Below are 18171 nucleotides of genomic sequence, written 5' to 3' on the forward strand. Positions count from 1 at the left end.
CCGTCAGTGGTCCGGCGCGGGGTTCGCGAGCGCCGTCGTCGTGCAGTAGCCGATCGGGCCCGCCGCGTCGTACAACGTGCAGTGGCCGACGGCGATGCCGTCCTCGGCGGTGTGGCCCGTGGCCTCCAGGCCGATCTCGTCGCTGAGCGGGAGCCGGCTCAGGGACAGGGTGTAGTCGGCGTTGATGTAGCGCAGGCCGTCGTCGCCCGCGTGCGCGAGGGGGCTCGCCGTGTCGGCGGCCAGCGCGGCGCGGACCAGCGGCGACAGGGCCTCCCCGCCCACCAGCGGCCGGGCGTCGCGCATCCAGGAGCGCCGCCGCTGATCGCCGCTCCACTCCCGTACGGGCCGCAGCTCCTCGTCGAACCGGAGGAACTGGGTGCGCCCGTGCGGGGCCAGCAGCTCCTGAGCCGGTGGCGCGTCCCACGGGCCGGTCGCCGGAATGTGTCCCGGTGGCGGTGTGGCGGTGCGCAGCAGGACGGCGCTGGCCCGTGCCAGTGGCCTCCCGTCGGTGCCGTGCGCGACGGCGTCGGCGACACGGATGCGCCGCCCGTCGCGGACCCGCTGCGTGGTGACACCGACCGGGGCGAAGGGCGCGGTGCGGAACAGATCGACGGTGAGCCGGGCGAAGTGCAGCCCCTCCTCGGCGTGTTCGCGCTCCAGGGCCCGCGCGAGGAGACCGCCCAGGAGCCGGCCGTGCACCGTTCCGGGGGCCCACCATCCGCGCGCGTGCGACTCGGGCACGAAGGTCTCCGCAGAGCCCGCGGAATCTACCGTGTCCTCGTTCCGCGTGAAGTAGGGCGCCTCGTCCTCGGTCTGTGCCACGTGTGTTCCTTTCAGCGCGTCTTGCGTCTCGCGTCGGTGCGTATGGAGATCGGCCGGCCGTGCGGTCAGTGCGTCGTACCCCGGTGCGTACGGGGGTCGGCGATGCGGAGCGGATCGATGTGCAGCGGGTCCAGCCTGCGGATGAGGGCGAGCGTCGCGTGACAGATCGCGTCCGCGTCCCGCTTGCGCGCACACGTGCCGATCTCCCGGCCCGCCTCGCCGATGACGGAGGTGAGGACGCCGACCACCAGCCGGTCCACGGGTTCGCTGCCCGCTTCGAGCAGTACCGAGTTCTGCCGGATCCACTCGCGGCCGCGCGCCCGGCGCATCAGCTCGAAGCCGGGCGGTCCGTCGCCGTCCATCCACAGCTCGATCAGGTCGCGCCGCCGCCAGCAGCCCTCCAGGAAGCTGCGGGTGCCGACGAGGAACAGCTCCAGCGGATCGCTCTCGCCCGCCGCACGGGCCGCGGCCACCGCCTCCGCCGCCTCGCGCTCGCGGGAGTCCTCGTAGTCCTCCCACAGCGCGACGAACAGCTCCGTCTTCCCGCCGAAGTGGTGGTAGAGACTGCCGACGCTGGACCCGGCCCTGCGCACCACCGCGACGATCGCCGTGTCGGTGAACCCCTGCTCGCAGAAGACCTCGCGGGCGGCGTCGAGCAGGTTCCGGCGGGTCTGCTCCGTGCGGCTCCACTGCCAGGCGTTGTCCTTGGCCGCGATCCGCTCCGCCTTGCGTGTCATCCGGTCGTCACCCCCTGCGCACCCGCCGTGGAACCCGTTCCCGTACCGAACCGAACCGAATTTTAGAATCAGCCAATTCCGAGCGCCAGGAGCCCGGTTGAACTCGTTCCGACCTCTTGACCGACCGCCGGGCCGCGGGCAACTTGAACTCATTCCTAGATTCCCGTTCCAGGATTCCCGGGCTTCCCGTTCAAGGATTGAGGGGACACTTCCATGGTCGACTTCTCGCTGTCCACCGAGGAACGTCAGATCAGGGACACCGTCCGCGCGTTCGTCACCAAGGAGGTGATGCCGCTGGAGCAGGACGTGCTGCGCAATGAACGGGCAGGTCAGCGGGGTGTCGAGCCCGAAGTCGTCGCCGAGCTCCGCGCCAAGGCCCGCAGAGCGGGCTTCTGGGGTGTGAACACCCCGGAGGAATACGGCGGGATGAACCTCGGCGCCGTCATGTCCGCGATCATCGCGATGGAGCTGGGCCGCACCTTCGTCCCGTTCAGCTTCGGCGGCGGCGCCGACAACATCCTCTACGCCTGCGACGAGGAGCAGAAGCGGCAGTACCTGCTGCCCACCATCGAGGGCGAGCGCCGCTCCTGCTTCGCCATCACGGAACCCGGCGCCGGCTCCGACGCCCGCAACATCCGCAGCCGCGCCGTCCGCGACGGCGACGACTGGCTGATCACCGGCGAGAAGACCTTCATCACCGGTGGCAACGAGGCCGACTTCGTGATGGTGTTCGCGGTCACCGACCCGGACAAGGGTGCCGACGGCGGTGTCACCTGCTTCCTCGTCGACCGCGACATGGGCTGGAAGTCCGAACCGATCGAGACCATGGGCGAGTGGGGCCCGGCCTCGCTCGTCTTCGACGAGGTGCGCGTCCCCGCCCGCAATGTCCTCGGCGAGGTCGGCAGGGGCTTCCAGCTAGCCATGCAGTGGATCGGCCAGGGCCGCTACCTCATCCCTGCCCGGGCCATCGGCTCCGCCGAGCGCATGCTCCAGATGGGCGTCGACTACGCCCGCCAGCGGCACTCCATGGGCCGCCCCATCGCCGACTACCAGGCCATCCAGTGGCACATCGCCGACTCCCAGGTGGAGATCGAGTCCGCGAAGTGGCTGACCCTGTACGCGGCCTGGCGCGCCCAGGAGGGCCTCGACGCCCGGCACGCCTCCTCCATCGCCAAGCTCAACGGCGCGGTGATGGCCAACCAGGTCGTCGACCGCGTCCTGCAGATCCACGGCGGCATGGGCTACACCAAGGAACTGCCCATCGAACGCTGGTACCGCGAGCTGCGGCTTCTGCGCATCTTCGAGGGCACCGACGAGATCCAGAAACGCACCATCGCCCGCAACCTCATCAAGGGGCACGTGCGACTCGGCGGGATCGGCGAGTGACCGGGCGGCGCCCGCGCATCCCGCTGTTCCGGGTGCGCGAGCTCGACCAGTACCCGGACTCCCGGCAGCGGATGCGCATCCTGTCGATGGCGGTCCTCGCGGTCCTCATCGCCTCCTACGAGGGCCAGATCGCGCCCGTGGTGCCGCTGCTCCTCGAGGACCTGGACATCTCGCTGACCACCTACGGCGGTGTCTCCGCCCTGGCGCTCGTCGCCGGTGCCATCGCCTCGATGGTCGGCGGGCGGCTCACCGACACGGTGGGCCGGGTGCGGCTCATCGTGCCGCTCCTGATCCTCACCGCGGGCTGCTGCTTCCTCATGACGACCGTCCACTCGGCCGGCCAACTCCTTGCCGTACGGGCCGTGTTGTCGGTCGTCGACGGCATGGCCATGGCGGGCACCGCGCCGCTCGTGCGGGACTTCTCGCCGCGGATGGGCCGCGCCCAGGCGTTCGGCTTCTGGACCTGGGGCCCGGTCGGGGCGAGCTTCCTGGCCGCCGCGGTCGCCAGCCTCACGCTGCCGCTGTTCGACGACTCGTGGCGTTCCCAGTTCGTCATCATGGGCTCGGTGTCCCTCGTGCTCTCACTGGTCATCGCCTTCAACATCGCGGACCTCTCACCCGAACTGCGCGCCCGTATCGTGCAGTCCGAGCGGGAGACCCTCGGCCGCGCCGACCACACCAAGCCGGCCCGCGCCCGCGACCTGTTCGCGCACCGGAACATCTGGGCCCACGTGATCGGCATCGCGTGCTGGCTGGTGCTGTACGTGACGCTGGTCGTGTACGGCCAGACGATGCTCGCGGAGAGCTTCGACCTCGACGCCGCGACGGCCTCGAAGATCATGGCGGCGTTCTGGACGCTGAACATCCTCACGCTCGTCGTCTCCGGGCGGCTCTCCGACCGGCTGCAACTGCGCAAGCCGTTCTGCGTGGGAGGCACGGTGGGCGGTGTGCTGCTCACCGGTTACCTGGCGGGCCTTGTCGGCCGCGATGACGTCTCGCACCTGCACATCGCCGTCACCGGGGCGCTCCTCGGCGGCGTGATGGGCTTCGCCTACGGGCCGTGGATGGCGAACTTCTCGGAGAACGCCGAGGACGTCGACCCGCGCCTGCAGGGCACTGCCTGGGGTGTGTTCACCTTCCTGACCAAGGCGATGGGCGTGGTGGTGCTCCTCGCGGTGCCCCGCGTCGTCGAATCCGCCGGCTGGCGGCCCTGGCTGATCGTCTGCGGGGGCTGCATGGCCGTGTTCGTCCCGGCATCACTGTTCTTCCGCGGCCCGTGGCGCCGAACGAAGGCGGCACCGGCGACGTCCCCGCAGGACACCCCGGCGGCCGCCCCCGCGAGCGACTGACCAGGATCAGCCGCGGGCCACCGCGATCGCCCCGGCGAGCCGCTCCCCGGCCTCGTACACCATGTACGGCACCCCGCTCTGGGTGCCGAACGAGGGAGCGGCCGCCCGGCCGTTCTCCGGGGCCGCGGACCCCGAGTCGTAGAAGACGCCGAGGTGCTTGCGGAGCGAGAAGTCGGCGCCGACCTCCGTGATCATGAGGTCGCCGCCGCTCTCCTTGTCCTTGTTGTAGACGACGAAGGCGGAGCCGCCGCGCGTCAGCAGGTGCGGGCCGCCCACATTGACGGCATTGACGTCCGAGTGCCGCACGAGCGGGGTCTGGTCGAACGTCCAGCCGCGGCCGTCGGCGGACCAACCCCAGCAGATGTCACGGTGGTTGGTCGTGTTGTTCAGCATGAACAGCATCACGTAGTGGGCGCCGCGCGCCGGGAGTTCGTGCGCGAAGACGCGGGCATACGAGGTCTCGGTGGTGCCCGCCGGCATCATCGACGTCGACAGGACCACCTTGTCGTACGTGAAGTGGATGCCGTCCTTCGAGCGGGCGAGCCGCGTCGTGGTGTTCTCGCCATGGAAGTAGAGCCAGAACTCCCTGTGCTGCGGCATCCACATCACGTGCGGCGAGGACACATGGCTGACGGAGTAGTGCGGCGACCAGTCGTTCGACACGATCGGGTTGTCCGGGTACTCGGTGAACGGGCCCTCCAGCGAGTCCCCGTACGCGAGGCAGATGCCGCCGGGCGCGTCGTGCGGGGCGTAGTAGAGGTAGTAACGGCCCAGCGGCGAGGCCAATTTGTCGTACACGCCGCGTACGGTCGGGAAGATGATCTCGCCCGTCGGGTTGTACGTGAGGTCGGCGGGGGAGAGCAGCGTGCGGACGTAGGTGTAGTCGGGGAATCCGCCCGGAGCGGCCGAGGCCGGGATGGCCGGGAGCCCGCCCAGGGCCATGGCGGGGCCCGTGACGGCGGCGGCGCGCAGGAACGTACGACGTTGCATGGTCAGCTCCTCAAGTGTGTGGATGTCAGAGGTAGGTCGCGGCCGTCACGCACAGTCCGCCGAGCGCCACCGCCCACACGTAGGGCAGCGTGCGCACCATCACCTGCTGCGGCGAGACACCCGCGTACTGGGCGCTCCACACCGTCTGGGTGCTGGTCGGGTCGGCGACGCCGAAGACCTGGTTGTACGAGGTGGTCATGCCGAGCACGGCGACGGCCGGGTAGACGCCCGTGGCGATGAGCACGCCCGCGATGCCGGCGCCGAGGCCGAACACATTGAGCGGCCCGCGGTACAGGCACAGCGGCACGAGCAGGGTGAACACGATGACGAACAGCACCGCGTTCTGCGGGCTGACGGCCTTCACCAGCGGCTCCAGCGCGTCGACCGCGCCGGGCAGGTTCACCGCGGCGAGCAGGATGCCGATGGCCACGAACAGGGTGATCGGCGGGGCGGCCACCTCGAACCCGCCGTACAGGGTGCGCAGCAGGCGGCGGTTCATCTCGCGCGGCCGTGTCGTCGTCACCAGCGCGTACAGCACACCCGCCAACAGCGAGGGAATGATGGCCAGTTCGAAGCCGAGGGCCAGGACCAGTGGAACGACCGGTGTCAGCAGCGCGTACCAAGGGGCGTCGCCCAGCGGCTTGCGCGCGCGGGCCCGCGGCCGGTCCTGCACCGAGCGCAGCGACCACGTGTGCTCCACACCCCGCCGCCGCGACTCGATGAGTACGTACGCGAGGGCCGCCACCAGGGCGAACGGGAACAGCTTCACCATGAAGCCGCGCACCGTCGGGATCGGCAGGTCGAGGGCGGTGGAGAAGAACTGCCACACCGGCAGCTCGAACGGGATGCCCACGGCGATGCCCATCAGGATCGTCCCGGCGGCCGTCACCTTCGGGACGCCCACCGCGATCATCGCCGGGATGCCGATGAGCCCGGCGAGCATCGCCGCGGGCGCGGACCCGGTCACCGTGCCCACCAGTGCTGACACGGCGAGCACACCGAGCGCCACGAACACCGGCCGGTCACCGCCGAATTCGACGATCTTGCGGACCAGGGTGCCCGCGATGCCGGTCTCCTCCAGGAGCTTGCCGAGCCACGAGCCGAGCAGGATCGCGATCATCGTCGAGGCGAGCGCCGGGGCGCCTTCCTGGAGGACGGTGTCCAGAACGCTGTCCTTCCCGGTCAGCGGGGCGCCCGCGAGGAAGGCGATCACCACGGCGAGCAGCACGAGCGCGAACGCGGTGGGGAGCTTGCGGCTCAGCATGGCGGCCACTCCGGCCGCCATGACGAGCAGGATGACGACACCCATGTCACTTCTCGCTTCTGTCGGGGTGTACGGCTCTGTAGGGGTGTACGGCCCTGTCGGGAGGTGTTACGGCGACAGCCAGGGCCTCCGTGAGCAGCAGGGGACTGCGGCCCAGGCCGCAGGCGACGCGGGCGTAGGCGTGTGCGGCCAGCTCGTCGGCGCCCGCTACATGTGCGTACACGCGCCGCCGGCCGAGCCGCAGCGCCGTGTGGCCGAGCGCCCGTTTGAACTCGGCGCGCACGCGCGCGTGGTGGAGATGTTCGTGGGCCCGTTCGTGGGCGAGCGCCGCCGCCCGCACCGAGCCCTCGGGGAACCAGGCGCGCCAGCCCCGCTCGTCGACGATTCGTTCGGCGTGCTCGATGGTGTCGACGTACAGCTCGATCTGCGCGGGCCGCGACCGGTAACGGGCCAGTAGCCCCTCGGCGAGCCCGCCGTCCTGGTGCTCGACGATCCGCGCGCTCATCGCGGCGGGCGACAGGCGTGCCCCGAACTCCTCCGCGGCGAGCGCCCATTGACGCAGCAGGAGCGGATCCCGTCCCTCGTGCGTCGGAGTGCCCGCGAGCAGCCGTACCGCCAGATCCAGGTCGTGGTCCCGGTCGGCGTCGCCGCCGCTCATGCGCGGGACTCCACGACCGCCACCACCGGCTCGTCGGCCGCACGCGACCGCAACTCGCTGCGCGCCAGAGCAAGGAGCGCCTCCGGTTCGAGCACCCCCGACAGATCGGCGATCCGGCCGCCGACGAGCAGCCGCACCGCGGGCGCCCGTGTCCCGCCGTCGCCGTACGAGGTGGCGTCGCGCACCAGCGCCGCGAGCGTCTCGCCGGCCGCGCCCACGGTCGTCGTCTCCACCCGGGCGTCCGGCGCCCCGAGCCGCACGACTCCGTCGGCGTCGACGACCCGCACCGGCCGCCGCGCGGACCGAAGGCGGCGCTTCACCTCCGTGCCGTACACGGTGTACGCGTCGGTGCCCGCCAGCACGTCGACCTGCGCCTGCTGGGTCTTGAGGCTGGTGGCGGCCGCCTTCAGCCGCTCCGTGTCGTCGGCCCGGTGTGCCCGGTCCTGCGTGCGCAGTTCCGTGGCTCCGGTGGCGACGGCCCGCACGGTGCTCGTCTGCGGGTCGACCGTCACCTCGACCTCGACACCGTCGGCCGCCGCGCCCTGTGCGACCACCGCCCGCTCGGCCTCGGCGCGCACGGCGAGGATCTGCTCCTGTGTGGCACCCGGCACGATCCGCTCGACCTGCTCGCGGACCAGCGCGAGGGCCACGCCGATCGGGCTGATCACCTCGTTGTGCCGGGCGATGCGCCCCTCCATGTCGCAGGTCGCCGCGAGGTGCGGGGTGATGGACGCGGCGCCGCCGCCCCCGCCGACCAGGACGGCGGTGTCGCGGTCGAGCCGGTAGTCCTTGACCAGCGCGTCCACGACCGCCCGCACCCGCGCGGTCCCCGCGTCGAGCACGGCACGCGCCGCGCCCGCCACATCGGTGCCGAGCCGGGCTGCCAGCGGGGCGAGCGCGGCCCGTGCCACCTCCTGATCGCAGCGCGCGAAGTCACCTTCGGGCACCCGCCCGAGCGCGTTCGCGGCACAGGTCATCGTGAGCGCGAACCGGCCGCCCGCCGCGTCGAGCACCACATGGTCGTCCGGATCGCCGGCCATCGGTGCCACCGTGTCGAGCCGCGCGTCCCGCAACTCGTCGAGCGTCGCGAAACACGCGTACGGCAGGCCCGCGATGTGCGCGCTGCGCGGCCCGACACCCGTCACCTTCCCGTCCCCGAGCCGCACCATCGAGCCACCACCGACCCCGACCGTGCGCACATCGAGCGCGTTGAGATACGAGGTCTTGCCGAGGATCGTCGCGTGCCGCACCGCGACCTTGCCGCGCCGCACCACACTGATGTCCGTCGACGTGCCGCCCGTCTCCAGGAACACGCCCTCACTGATCCGCTCCTGCATCAGCGCGCCCGCTACCCCGGCCGCAGGACCCGACAGGACCGTGAGCAGCGGCCTGCGGCGCATCTCGGCGAGCGACATGACACCGCCGTCGCAGCGCATCACCATCAGCGGCGCGGTCACCCCCGCCTTCGTGATCGAGGAGTCGACGAGCTCCGCGGTCGCCAGCATCCGCGGCAGGATCGCCGCATTCACCACCGCCGTACGCGTCCGCTTGTGCAGCCCGTACAGCGACGTGATCTCGTGCGCCGCCGCCACCGGCAGACCGGAAGGCCGCGCCGCGTCGAGCACGGCCTGCTCCCCGTCGGGCCGGTCGACCCCGAACGGCTCGGTGGCGACGACGACTTCGGCGCCCTCCTCCAGTACACGGGTCACCGCCGCCCGCACCGCGTCGGCGTCGAACGGGTCGGGGACGTGCGCGTACGCGAGCGGCAGCTTCTTGCCGGGTGTGAGGTCCAGCTTGCCGAGCGCGGCGAGCCGCCGGGTGAGCACCGCGCCCGCGCCCGCGCCGATGCCGAGGAGCCCGACCGTCGCCACATCGCCCTCCAGGAGCGCGTTCGTGGCCTGCGTGGTGCCGTGTGCCAGGAAGGTGACATCGGCGGGGGTGCGGTCGACCTGCGCGAGCAACCGGTCGAGGGCCTGGACGATGCCGTGCGCGACCCCGTCCTCATGATGGTGGCTCGTGGGCACCTTCACCTGGCCCACCAGGTCGAGCGTCGCGGCGTCGACGGCCACGGCGTCCGTGAACGTGCCGCCCACGTCGATCCCGACGCGTATCCGTGTGCTCATGTCGTACGCACCTCCTTGTGCGTTGTCCGGTGGAGCGCTGGATGGTGGGTGTCAGTAGCCGCGCACATCGGGCCAGTGCCGCTGCACGCCCGCCCGGTCGAGCAGCCGACCGAACTCGTCGAACCGCTTGTCCTCCGCCTGCACCTGATGCGGCGTGACGTCCTCGGCCAGACAGTGCGCGGCCAGCGCGCCCGCGACCTCGCCGATGTTCCACTCCACCGGGTGCAGCCGGTAACAGCCGTTGGTGATGTGAGTGGTGCCGATGTTCTTGCCGGCCGGCAGCAGATTGCGCACCCGCCGGGGCACCAGTGCGCCCAGCGGGATCTCGAAGGGCACCGAGCCGACGTCGATGTAGTTGTCACCGCCCGTCGAGGGGTGCAGGTCGATGCGGTAGCCGCCGACACCCACCGAGTCCCGGTAGCGCGTCCTGCCGTACGGGCCGACGACGTCGATGGAGACGTCCTGCTCCACGACCGTCGTCACCGCCTTGATGCGCCGGGACTCGCGCACGTACGGCGCCTTCGCCAGGCCGTCCGCGGTGCCGGTCACGTCGGGGCGGATGCGCAGCCCCGGGAAGCCGGTGCCGCCGTCGGCGCGCGGGGCCTCCGTCTGCAGCCAGTACAGGACGGACAGCGACAACTGCCGTGCCTCGCGCAGCGCTTCGGCCTCCTGCCCGATGTACGGCTTCAACCAGTAGTCGTTGAGTGGCCAGTTGACGAGCGTGATGTCCGAGTCGAATGCGCCCGGCTGGTGCAGCTTGCGGGCGAGGATCCGGCGAAAGCCCCACAGCTCCTTGTCTCCGGCGTCGGCGCTCTGGTCGGCGCTCACGGCGAGCGGGTCCAGTTCCGGGTTCGGCACGAAGGTGCGGGGGACCGCCTCCAGGCTGCGCGGGTCGGGAGCCTCGAAGCCGAGCAGCGGCCCCGGCCAGAAGTCCGGCCGGTACGAGCGCCAGAAGTCGTAGTCCTCGGGCCGCTCGATGGTGTGGTCCTCGCCCTCGTGGTGCGAGAGCGCGAAACACACCGTGATGCCCTGCTGGTTCTCCGGCTGCGCCTCGGCGGGCGCGTGCGGTTCGCCGAACTCCGCCTGCGATTCCGCCCCGTTGGCGTGCTCGACATCCGCCAGGGCGAGGAGCTCGCCGGTCTCGGTGGCGTCGATGACATACGGAGGGGTGAACCCGCGGACGACGCCGGTGCGCAGATCCCGCACGGACACCGCGGTGATGACATCGTTGTCGGACTCGGCGGACACCGCCTTGTGCTCCGTCAGAACGGTCAGTAGCCCGCTCGCCCGGTGCGGCGCGAGCATCCCCTCCAGAACGGCGAGCGCGATCCGCGGCTCGTGACACAGCTTGCTGACCCGGCCCGCGCCCGGATTGAACTCCGGCAGCGCGAGCGCCTCGCCGCGCAGCGGATACCACTGCCGGTAGTACGCGCGGATGCCCTCCCGCAGCGCCCGGTAGGAGGCCGTCGTGCCGAACTGCTCCACCCACGGGTGCTCGTCCGGCGGCACGGCCTGCGAGGTGAGCTGGCCGCCGATCCAGTCGGTCTCCTCGGTGAGCACGACACGGCGCCCCGCGCGGCAGGCGGCAAGCGCCGCGGCGACACCGCCGAGGCCGCCGCCGACGATGAGGATCTCCGGTTCGGGAAACACATGACTCCTTCGGTACGTGTGCGCTGTGCGGGTCTGGTGTGCGTGTCTGCTGTACGGGCCTGCTGTACGGGTCTGTTGTCGGGGCCTTCTGCAGGGGCCTTCTGTGCGTCTACGGGGTGGGTGCCGGTCCGGCCGTCCGCCCGGCCCGGAACTCGCAGGCCACCAACGGTTCGTCCGTCTCCTCGCCGGCCACCTGCGCGGACAGCAGCCGCACCGCCGCCGCGCCCAACTCGTGCCGTGGCACGTCGAACCCGGTCGGGACGGGACCCGTGGCCAGCTCCGGAGGCGGGCTGCCGAGCAGCGCGAGGGAGACATCACCCGGACACGAGAGCCCGGCCCCCGCCACCGCTTCCTTCAGCGCCTGCCACGCCGCCCCGGTGTCCGTCTCCTCCGCCACGAACGCGGTGACACCGTCCGCGACCAGTTCCCCGACCCGCTCGGCCGTCACCTCGGACGCCGGATCGGCGCACCGCAGCACGGCGTCGGGTCCGCTGGCGAGCCCCGCCCCGTCGAGCCCGTCGAGGAAGCCCTGCTGCCGGTCCGTCGAGGCGGGCGCGTCGTCGTCCTCGCGCACGAGCACGATGCGGCGATGCCCCAACCCGGCGAGGTGTGCCACCACGTCACGGCTCGCGCTCACGTAGTCGGCGCCCACCCACGCGAGCCCCTCCAACTCCTCCCGGCGCCCGAGGTGTACGACCGGGAACCCGTCGGCGACGAGCCGCTTCAGCTCGGCGCGCGGCACATGCCGGCCGAGGAAGAGGCACCCGTCGGCGAGCCGCACACGGCTGAGCGCGTCCGGACCGCCACCGCTGGACGCGGTGAACAGGACCAGGTCGTAGCCGCGCGCGGCGGCCTCCTGCTCCACACCCACCAGGAACGGGTAGTACGAGTGCTGCACATCCGTCGGGAACGTCGACGTGAAGCTGAAGACACCGAGCAGGTTGTTGCGGGCGGCCGCCAGACGGCGGGCGGCCGGGTCGGGAACGTAGCCGAGGCTGCGCGCCGCGTCGAGGACCCGCTGCCGTGTCTCCTCGGAGATCGTCGCGCCCTTGCCGTCGCGGCGGGCGTTCAGGACCAGCGAGACGGTCGCCTGCGAGACACCGGCGAGCCGCGCCACCTCGGACTGCCGGGGACGGGACTTCCGGCCCGCCGGAGCGGGGGCACGCCCCGGCTTCGCCCGCTTCCTGGGTTGCTCCACGCCTGGCGCTCCTCAAGGTGTCCGTGGTTGGTAATGCGTATTAGCTAATGCGCATTAACGGGTACTGTGCGGGCGCTGCCCGAGCGGGGTCAAGGGGTTGTGCGGAGATTTCCGATGTTCAACGGGGGGAGTGGGCAGGCCCGTTGAGCCCACCTCGAGCCCGTCTCGCGCGCCTCGGGTACGCCGACGAACCCGGCCGCACGCGGGCGACCGGGTTCCTCAAGTGGCGGCGATCCGCAGGTCAGCGCACGGAAAGCCGCACCAGGCGGGCATCCGTCGCCCGTTCGCCCACCACCTTGAAGGCGACGTAGCGGGCCGTGGCCGAGCTGAGTGGCAGGGTCCGGTCCGGGCGCTTGCCGTCGAGGCGGCCCGCGACCCGGTAGTCGATCCCGTCGGCGCTGAGTTCCACCTCGGCGGTGGGTGCACCGCCGGCCGTCCACTCGGCCTCCACGCCGCGCAGCGCGACCTCTTCGCCGAGGTCGACGACCAGGCGCCCACCCGGCCCCGGACGCCACGAGGTGCCGCGGTCGCCGTCCACCGCCGCTGCCGGGTCGGACATGCCGTCGGGCAGTGGGCTCGTCGGGAAGACGGTCCGGCCGAGCGCCCGGTCGTCCAGCGGGAAGGCGGTGGCGCCGGGGAGGTGCAGCGTCGTCTCCCGCGCACGGGACACCGTGGCCACGGCGTTGCGGCCCTGCGCCTCGACCCGGACCCGGCACGCGGCGCCGGAGAGGCGGAGGGTGGCGCCGTCGACGACGCGGACGCGCAGACCGGCGGGAAGCGTGTCGCCGGGCAGTGGAGCCAGCGTGAATCGGGGAGCGAGCAGCACGGCCTCCGCCGCGTCGAGGTCCGCCCGGAAGGTGACACCGTCGGCGGTGACACTCTGGTCACCCTGGAAGACCGTGCGACGGCCACCCGGCTGCGGGACCTCGACCGTGGTGGTGACTCGGTCGCCCGACAGATTGAACAGGCTCAAGTGGCCATCGGTGAACGCCACTTGAACCTCGCCGGACCTGGCCGTGGCGGACGGCATGCGGGCCATCGCGCGCAAGGCGCTCGCTGAGGAGTCCGCGAAGCCCTCGACCACGACGGGTGCCGCAGGGCCGTCCGCCGCCATGATGGTGTCTCCGTACACCGCGATCGGGTGCCGGCCCCCGCGGACGACGAGACCTGCCCGGCCGTCGATGTCGAGCCAGCCGCCCCGGCTGCTCACGTCCGGCTTCGGCCAGGTGGTGAGGTCCTCCCAGGTCTCGCCGTCCGTCGACCCCTGGACGCGGTAGGCGCGGCCCGCTGCGGCCTCCCAGCGCAGTGTCACCCGGTCGATGTCGTGCGTCGCACCGAGGTCCACCGCGAGCCAGCTGTCGGCGCGTGGACGGTCAGCCCTGGAGACGGCCCACCGGGTCGTCGCATCACCGTCGACGGCCAGGCCCGGGCCCCTGCCCGTCGCGCTCGACGAGGCGGTCGCCGTCCCGCCGCGCGCGAGATCCGTCCCGTCGGCTCCGTCGCGCACCTCCAGGGCGAACAACGAGTACCCGTACGTCGGGTCGGGCCGCACCCCGAGCATCCGGACGTGCCGCACCGCCGTGCGCGGGACGTCGACCGTGTCGACGCGCGCCGTCGAACCCGAGCCGTCCTGGGCCCGCACGGAGGCGCTGCCCTCCTCGAAGCGGTACGTGCGCGATCCGTCGAGGCCCGCCATGCCCGGCATCGTGAGGTTGTGGATCTCCAGGTGGCCCTCGCCGGCGCCGGTCCCGCTCGTCGCGTAGACGACCGAGCCCGTCGGCAGCGTCGCGAACCCCGCGTAGCCGCCCTCGAGTTGAAGGACGCTCGCGCTGCCGTCGAAACCGTCACGCACGGACTCGTAGAGCCGCACCGTGCGACGGGACACCTTGCCCTTGGCCGAGGGCAGGAACATCGGGGTGGCGCCGCTCAGCTTGAACAGCCAGTCGTCGTGCGCCGGCTGCCAGGCGAACTTCACGAAACCGGACTTGCTGACGGCGCCCGCCCACGCGGCCCGCGTCTGGTGCGAGACGAGACCGGGCCCGGCGCCGAAGTCCGTGACCCCGGACGCGTGGGCGAACAGCTCCTCCTGCGTGTACGGGCGGACCGGGTCACGTCCCTCCTCCGCCGCCCACACGTGCAGCAGATAGCTGATGGCCAGCTCGGCGCGCGCCTCCGGCTCGTACTTCGGCTCCCCGGAGAACTTGGCGAGGTGGTGCTCCGGCGGATACTTCTGGTACGCCTCGAGCCGCTCGGCCAGCGCCTGTTCGGCGCGCGCGGCGGCCCGGTCGCCCACGACCTGCGCGAAGAACGCGAGCGGGATGACGTCCCGGCCGTACAGGTGCTCGCGGTCGTTGACCATCGGCATCAACGGCTCACCGGCGTCGCTCATGACACCGAGGAGCGTGCGCCACAACGGTTCGGCGTTCGGCTGCTTCGTCAGCACCTCGGGCAGGGGGCGCCCCGCCGCCAGGAAGTGTGCGGCGTTCCGCCCGGAGGTGCGCCACAACTCCTCCTGGTAGTGCGGGCCGAAGGAGCCGTGGTTCTCGACGATGAACGTGTCGTACAGGTTCCGCGCGGTGTTCCGCGAGACACGCACACCGTCGACGAGCGCCGGGTTGGCCAGGTCGGCGGGCGGCAGTCCGGCCTCGTTGCGCGACCACGTGCCGTAGCCGGACGCCCAGTCGGCGTGGCGCGGGTCGTCGGGGGCCCAGGCCAGGGCGGGCGCGAGGGTCTGCGCGTACAGGCCCATCTCCTCCAGCTTGGTGTCACCGACGTGGCCGCCCTTGAGGCCGTTCGGTGTCCAGTCGCCCGAGTCGGGGTCGTCGCCCGTCCCCAAGGACGTGGTGTACGCGGCCTGTTCGCGCGTGATGGTGTCGATCCCGTCGCGCGTCGTGCCGTCGAGGTCGTCCCACAGGAGGCGCGCGGCGAGCACGAAGTACGACTGGAAGGTGGTGTCGAAGAACAGCTTGCGGCCCCACTCGGTGCCGCCCGTCAGCCGGTTCGACGCGGCGAAGTGCCGGATGGTGGTGAGGGTGCGCGACTTGAGGGTGTCGCGGTCGATGCCGGCCCGGTCGGCGTCGTACGTGCCCTGCGTCAGCAGGACCGCGTTGCCGAGGACGACGGCGAAACCGAAGTCCTTCGCCGTGTAGTGGCCGAGCGCGGCGTCCCACTGGGTCTCGGACCAGCGGGTGTGGTCGAGCAGCACCCGGTGGTAGGTGGCCGCGATCTCGTCCGGCGGAGCGGTCGAACGGCCCGCGGCCCGCGCCGGGTTCGTCCCGGTGAGCGCCGGGAGGGCGGCCATGGCGCCGGTGAGGCCGACGGCCTGCAGGAATCTGCGGCGATGGAGCGGCGGGAGGTGGTGCGGCATGAGCAGGACCTCTTTCGCGAAACACCAGACAACGTTGTCAGATGGGAGGGGGTCAGTATTCGATTTCGGGTTCGCCGGAGTCAACGGTCGTGCGGGGAGGGTGCGACGGCCGGTGTGTCCCCGCGTCGGTACGTCGTGCGCGGGCACACACCGGCCGTTGCCGGGGTCAGCCGCGGGTCCTGGTGAGGATCGCGCGCAATTCGGGAACGGGCAGCTTCGGTGTGCGGTCTGCCGTGAGCAGGCCGTTGACCTCCTGCTCGGTGTCGGTGAACTGGGTGTAGCAGAACCCGGCGAGCCCCGAGCTCACGGCGGCCCCCACCAGGGACGAAAGACGCTCGGCGAAGTCCTCGTCGGTGGCGACGGTGTCGTAGCCGAACCACTCGGCGCCCTCGGCCGGTTCGAAGGTGGCACCGCCGAACTCACTGAGGACCACCGGCTGCCCCTCGTGCCGCACCCCGTCCAGCGTGAGACGCCGGACGCCCGGCCATCGCTCGGTCAACTCGCCCTGGCGCAGCGACGCGTGACCGTAGCGCTCGCGCAGCACATCGGCGCGCTGCGTGTAGTCGTGCACGCCCCACATGTCGGCGGCGGAGATCTCCCAGCCGTCGTTCGAGACGGCGGGCCGCGAGGGGTCGAGGGCCTTCGTCAGGTGGTACAGGGCGTCCATGAAGTGGCGCTGCTCGGGCACCAGCGCCGGATGGGGCACGGACCAGGATTCGTTGAGGGGGACCCACGCGACGATCGAGGGGTGGCTCAGGTCGCGCGCGATCGCCTCGGTCCACTCGGCGACCACCCGCTCGACGGTGGTCGCGCCGAACGCGTACGCCGACGGCATCTCGCCCCACAGCACGAGGCCGAGCCGGTCCGCCCAGTACAGGAAGCGCGGGTCCTCGATCTTCTGGTGGAGGCGCAGCCCGTTGAGGCCGATCTCCTTGGCCAGTTCGGCCTCCCGGCGCAGCTCGTCCGCCGACGCCGCGAGGTGCGAGCCCGGCCAGTACCCCTGCTGGAGTGCGAGCCGCAGGAAGTACGGCTTGTGGTTGAGGAGGAACAGGCCGTCGTCCCAGCCGATGTCACGCAGCCCCAGGTACGAGGAGACACGGTCGACGGCCGTACCGTCCTGCGCGTCCGCCACCTCGACGGCCGCGTCCACGAGGTGCGGCCGCTCCGGGCTCCACAGCACACCGTCCAGGTCCTGGCCGTTGCGCAGCGCGGGCATCGCTACGTCGAACGTCGTCTCCTGCCCCTCGGCGAGGATCCGCTGGTCGGCGAGGACACGCTCGCCGAGCGCGAGACGCACCGACACCCGCACGGGCGAGGCGGGCCACCGGCTCAGGCGCACCCGGCACCGTACGCGGGCGTTCGCGACGTCGGGGGTCCAGTGCAGCGTCGTCACATGCAGCTCGGGCACCTCCTCCAGCCACACGGGCTGCCAGATTCCCGAGGTGCGGTGGTACCAGATGATGTGCGGGTCACGGTGCCAGTCCTGCTTTCCGCGCGGCTGCGTGACATCGAGCGGCTGGTCCTCCGTGCGGACCACGACGACGTGCTCGCCGTCGCCGTCGAGGACGTCGGTGACATCGCAGGAGAAGCCGGTGTGACCGCCCTCGTGGCGGCCGACGAGGCGGCCGTCCACCCAGACCTCCGCGCGGTGGTCGACCGCGCCGAAGTGCAGCAGCAGGCGGCGGCCCGCGGCGGGCCGGGTCACGTCGATCGTGCGGCGGTACCAGAGCACGGGGTGGAAGGCGGGGTCGCGCACCCCCGACGCCTCGGACTCGGGCGGGTAGGGCACGGTCACCACGTCGGTGTACGGCGCGGTGACGCCGGGATCCATCCAGCGCTCCGAACGGCCGCGGTCGGCATCGTCCCGTGCGAACCCCCATGGGCCGCAGAGGTCGTGCCAGTCGGGGTCCCGGACGAGCTGCGGCCGAGGGTGACCTGCGACGTCGAGGTGGGTGTGAGACAAGGAGAACTCCGGTGGTGTGGTGCGTTGTTCGGGGGACACGGGGCGAGGCGTCAGGGCGTGGGGGAGCGGAGGTCGACGGCTGTCGCGGCGAACGCCAGCGGTCCCGGCAGCAGAGGGACGAGCATCGGCATCGCCCACGCGAGGAGCACGGCCAGGACCACGGCGCCCGCGAGGAGCAGGCTGCCGCGCGGATCGGCGAGCGAGCGGACGAGCCCCTCCCGCGCGGACAGCCGATGCGGCTCCTCCAGGGCCGTGGCCCGCAGCCCCACGACCGCGGCACCCAGACCGAGCAGCAGAAGTACGGGGGCCAGGACCCGCGCTCCCGGTAGTCCGCTGCCGAGCAGTCGGCTGTCGAGGAACAGGAGCAGGGCGACCAGCGGCGGCACGAGCCCGGCCACGAGGGAGCGCCCGCCGAGGCGTGCGCGCAGCTCACCCGCGTATCCGCGGACACTGATCTGGACTCCGCTGCGCGCCGTGCCCCGCAGCGTCGCCGACGCCGCCGAGAAGGCGGCCGGCGCCGTGACGACCGGCAGGCAGGCCACGCTGGTCAGCAGGCCGACGAGCAGCATGTCCGCGAAGAGCGAGAAGCCGCCGCCGAACACCTCACCGGGCTCCCGGCGTCGCCGTCCCGCGCCGCGCGGCGCGAGGGGTGTGTGGGTCATGG

The 18171-nt window shown here is 72.0% G+C and carries 13 protein-coding genes; 2 read left to right on the forward strand and 11 right to left on the reverse strand.

Annotated features, from left to right (window positions below; translation table 11 throughout):
- Positions 1 to 3 precede the first annotated feature (3 nt).
- Together ACFV9W_RS11145 and ACFV9W_RS11150 are read right to left on the reverse strand one after the other, a co-directional pair.
- A complete protein-coding gene (locus ACFV9W_RS11145) occupies positions 4 to 822 on the reverse strand; it encodes an acyl-CoA thioesterase domain-containing protein (RefSeq protein ID WP_385758024.1) in 819 nt (272 codons plus the stop codon).
- 65 nt (positions 823 to 887) lie between these two features.
- A complete protein-coding gene (locus tag ACFV9W_RS11150; protein ID WP_385758027.1) occupies positions 888 to 1559 on the reverse strand; it encodes a TetR/AcrR family transcriptional regulator in 672 nt (223 codons plus the stop codon).
- Between the two features lie 213 nt (positions 1560 to 1772).
- On the opposite strand from ACFV9W_RS11150, the gene ACFV9W_RS11155 reads away from it, so the two are divergent.
- Together ACFV9W_RS11155 and ACFV9W_RS11160 are read left to right on the forward strand one after the other, a co-directional pair.
- On the forward strand, positions 1773 to 2945 hold the full coding sequence (locus ACFV9W_RS11155) for an acyl-CoA dehydrogenase family protein (RefSeq protein ID WP_385758030.1): 1173 nt from the start codon (positions 1773 to 1775) through the stop codon (positions 2943 to 2945).
- Positions 2942 to 4294, forward strand: a complete 1353-nt coding sequence (locus ACFV9W_RS11160; RefSeq protein WP_385758032.1) for an MFS transporter — start codon at positions 2942 to 2944, stop codon at positions 4292 to 4294. Before ACFV9W_RS11155 ends, ACFV9W_RS11160 begins: the two co-directional genes overlap by 4 nt.
- Before the next feature lie 6 nt (positions 4295 to 4300).
- Here ACFV9W_RS11160 and ACFV9W_RS11165 read toward each other — a convergent pair whose 3' ends face one another.
- The 9 genes from ACFV9W_RS11165 to ACFV9W_RS11205 form a co-directional block, all read right to left on the reverse strand.
- On the reverse strand, positions 4301 to 5284 hold the full coding sequence (locus ACFV9W_RS11165; RefSeq protein ID WP_385758035.1) for a hypothetical protein: 984 nt from the start codon (positions 5282 to 5284) through the stop codon (positions 4301 to 4303).
- 25 nt (positions 5285 to 5309) lie between these two features.
- Positions 5310 to 6593, reverse strand: a complete 1284-nt coding sequence (locus ACFV9W_RS11170; protein WP_385758038.1) for a transporter — start codon at positions 6591 to 6593, stop codon at positions 5310 to 5312.
- 1 nt (position 6594) lies between these two features.
- Positions 6595 to 7206: a hypothetical protein gene (locus ACFV9W_RS11175; protein WP_385758040.1), complete on the reverse strand. Its 612-nt coding sequence runs from the start codon at positions 7204 to 7206 to the stop codon at positions 6595 to 6597.
- Complete coding sequence (locus tag ACFV9W_RS11180; RefSeq protein WP_385758042.1) at positions 7203 to 9329, reverse strand: hydantoinase/oxoprolinase family protein; 2127 nt, start codon at positions 9327 to 9329, stop codon at positions 7203 to 7205. Before ACFV9W_RS11180 ends, ACFV9W_RS11175 begins: the two co-directional genes overlap by 4 nt.
- 51 nt (positions 9330 to 9380) lie before the next feature.
- Positions 9381 to 10979 (reverse strand): FAD-dependent oxidoreductase, encoded by a 1599-nt coding sequence (locus tag ACFV9W_RS11185; protein ID WP_385758045.1) that lies wholly within the window; start codon positions 10977 to 10979, stop codon positions 9381 to 9383.
- Positions 10980 to 11088: 109 nt separating this feature from the next.
- Positions 11089 to 12177 carry a LacI family DNA-binding transcriptional regulator gene (locus tag ACFV9W_RS11190; RefSeq protein WP_385758048.1) on the reverse strand — a complete coding sequence of 363 codons (1089 nt, stop codon included), beginning with the start codon at positions 12175 to 12177 and terminating at the stop codon, positions 11089 to 11091.
- A gap of 241 nt (positions 12178 to 12418) precedes the next feature.
- On the reverse strand, positions 12419 to 15544 hold the full coding sequence (locus ACFV9W_RS11195; RefSeq protein WP_385758051.1) for a discoidin domain-containing protein: 3126 nt from the start codon (positions 15542 to 15544) through the stop codon (positions 12419 to 12421).
- 166 nt (positions 15545 to 15710) lie between these two features.
- A complete protein-coding gene (locus ACFV9W_RS11200) occupies positions 15711 to 17546 on the reverse strand; it encodes a sugar-binding domain-containing protein (RefSeq protein WP_385758053.1) in 1836 nt (611 codons plus the stop codon).
- Positions 17547 to 17557: 11 nt separating this feature from the next.
- Positions 17558 to 18169, reverse strand: a complete 612-nt coding sequence (locus ACFV9W_RS11205; protein ID WP_385758056.1) for a hypothetical protein — start codon at positions 18167 to 18169, stop codon at positions 17558 to 17560.
- Positions 18170 to 18171: the final 2 nt, after the last annotated feature.

Source organism: Streptomyces sp. NPDC059897, assembly GCF_042730865.1.
Classification (GTDB): domain Bacteria; phylum Actinomycetota; class Actinomycetes; order Streptomycetales; family Streptomycetaceae; genus Streptomyces.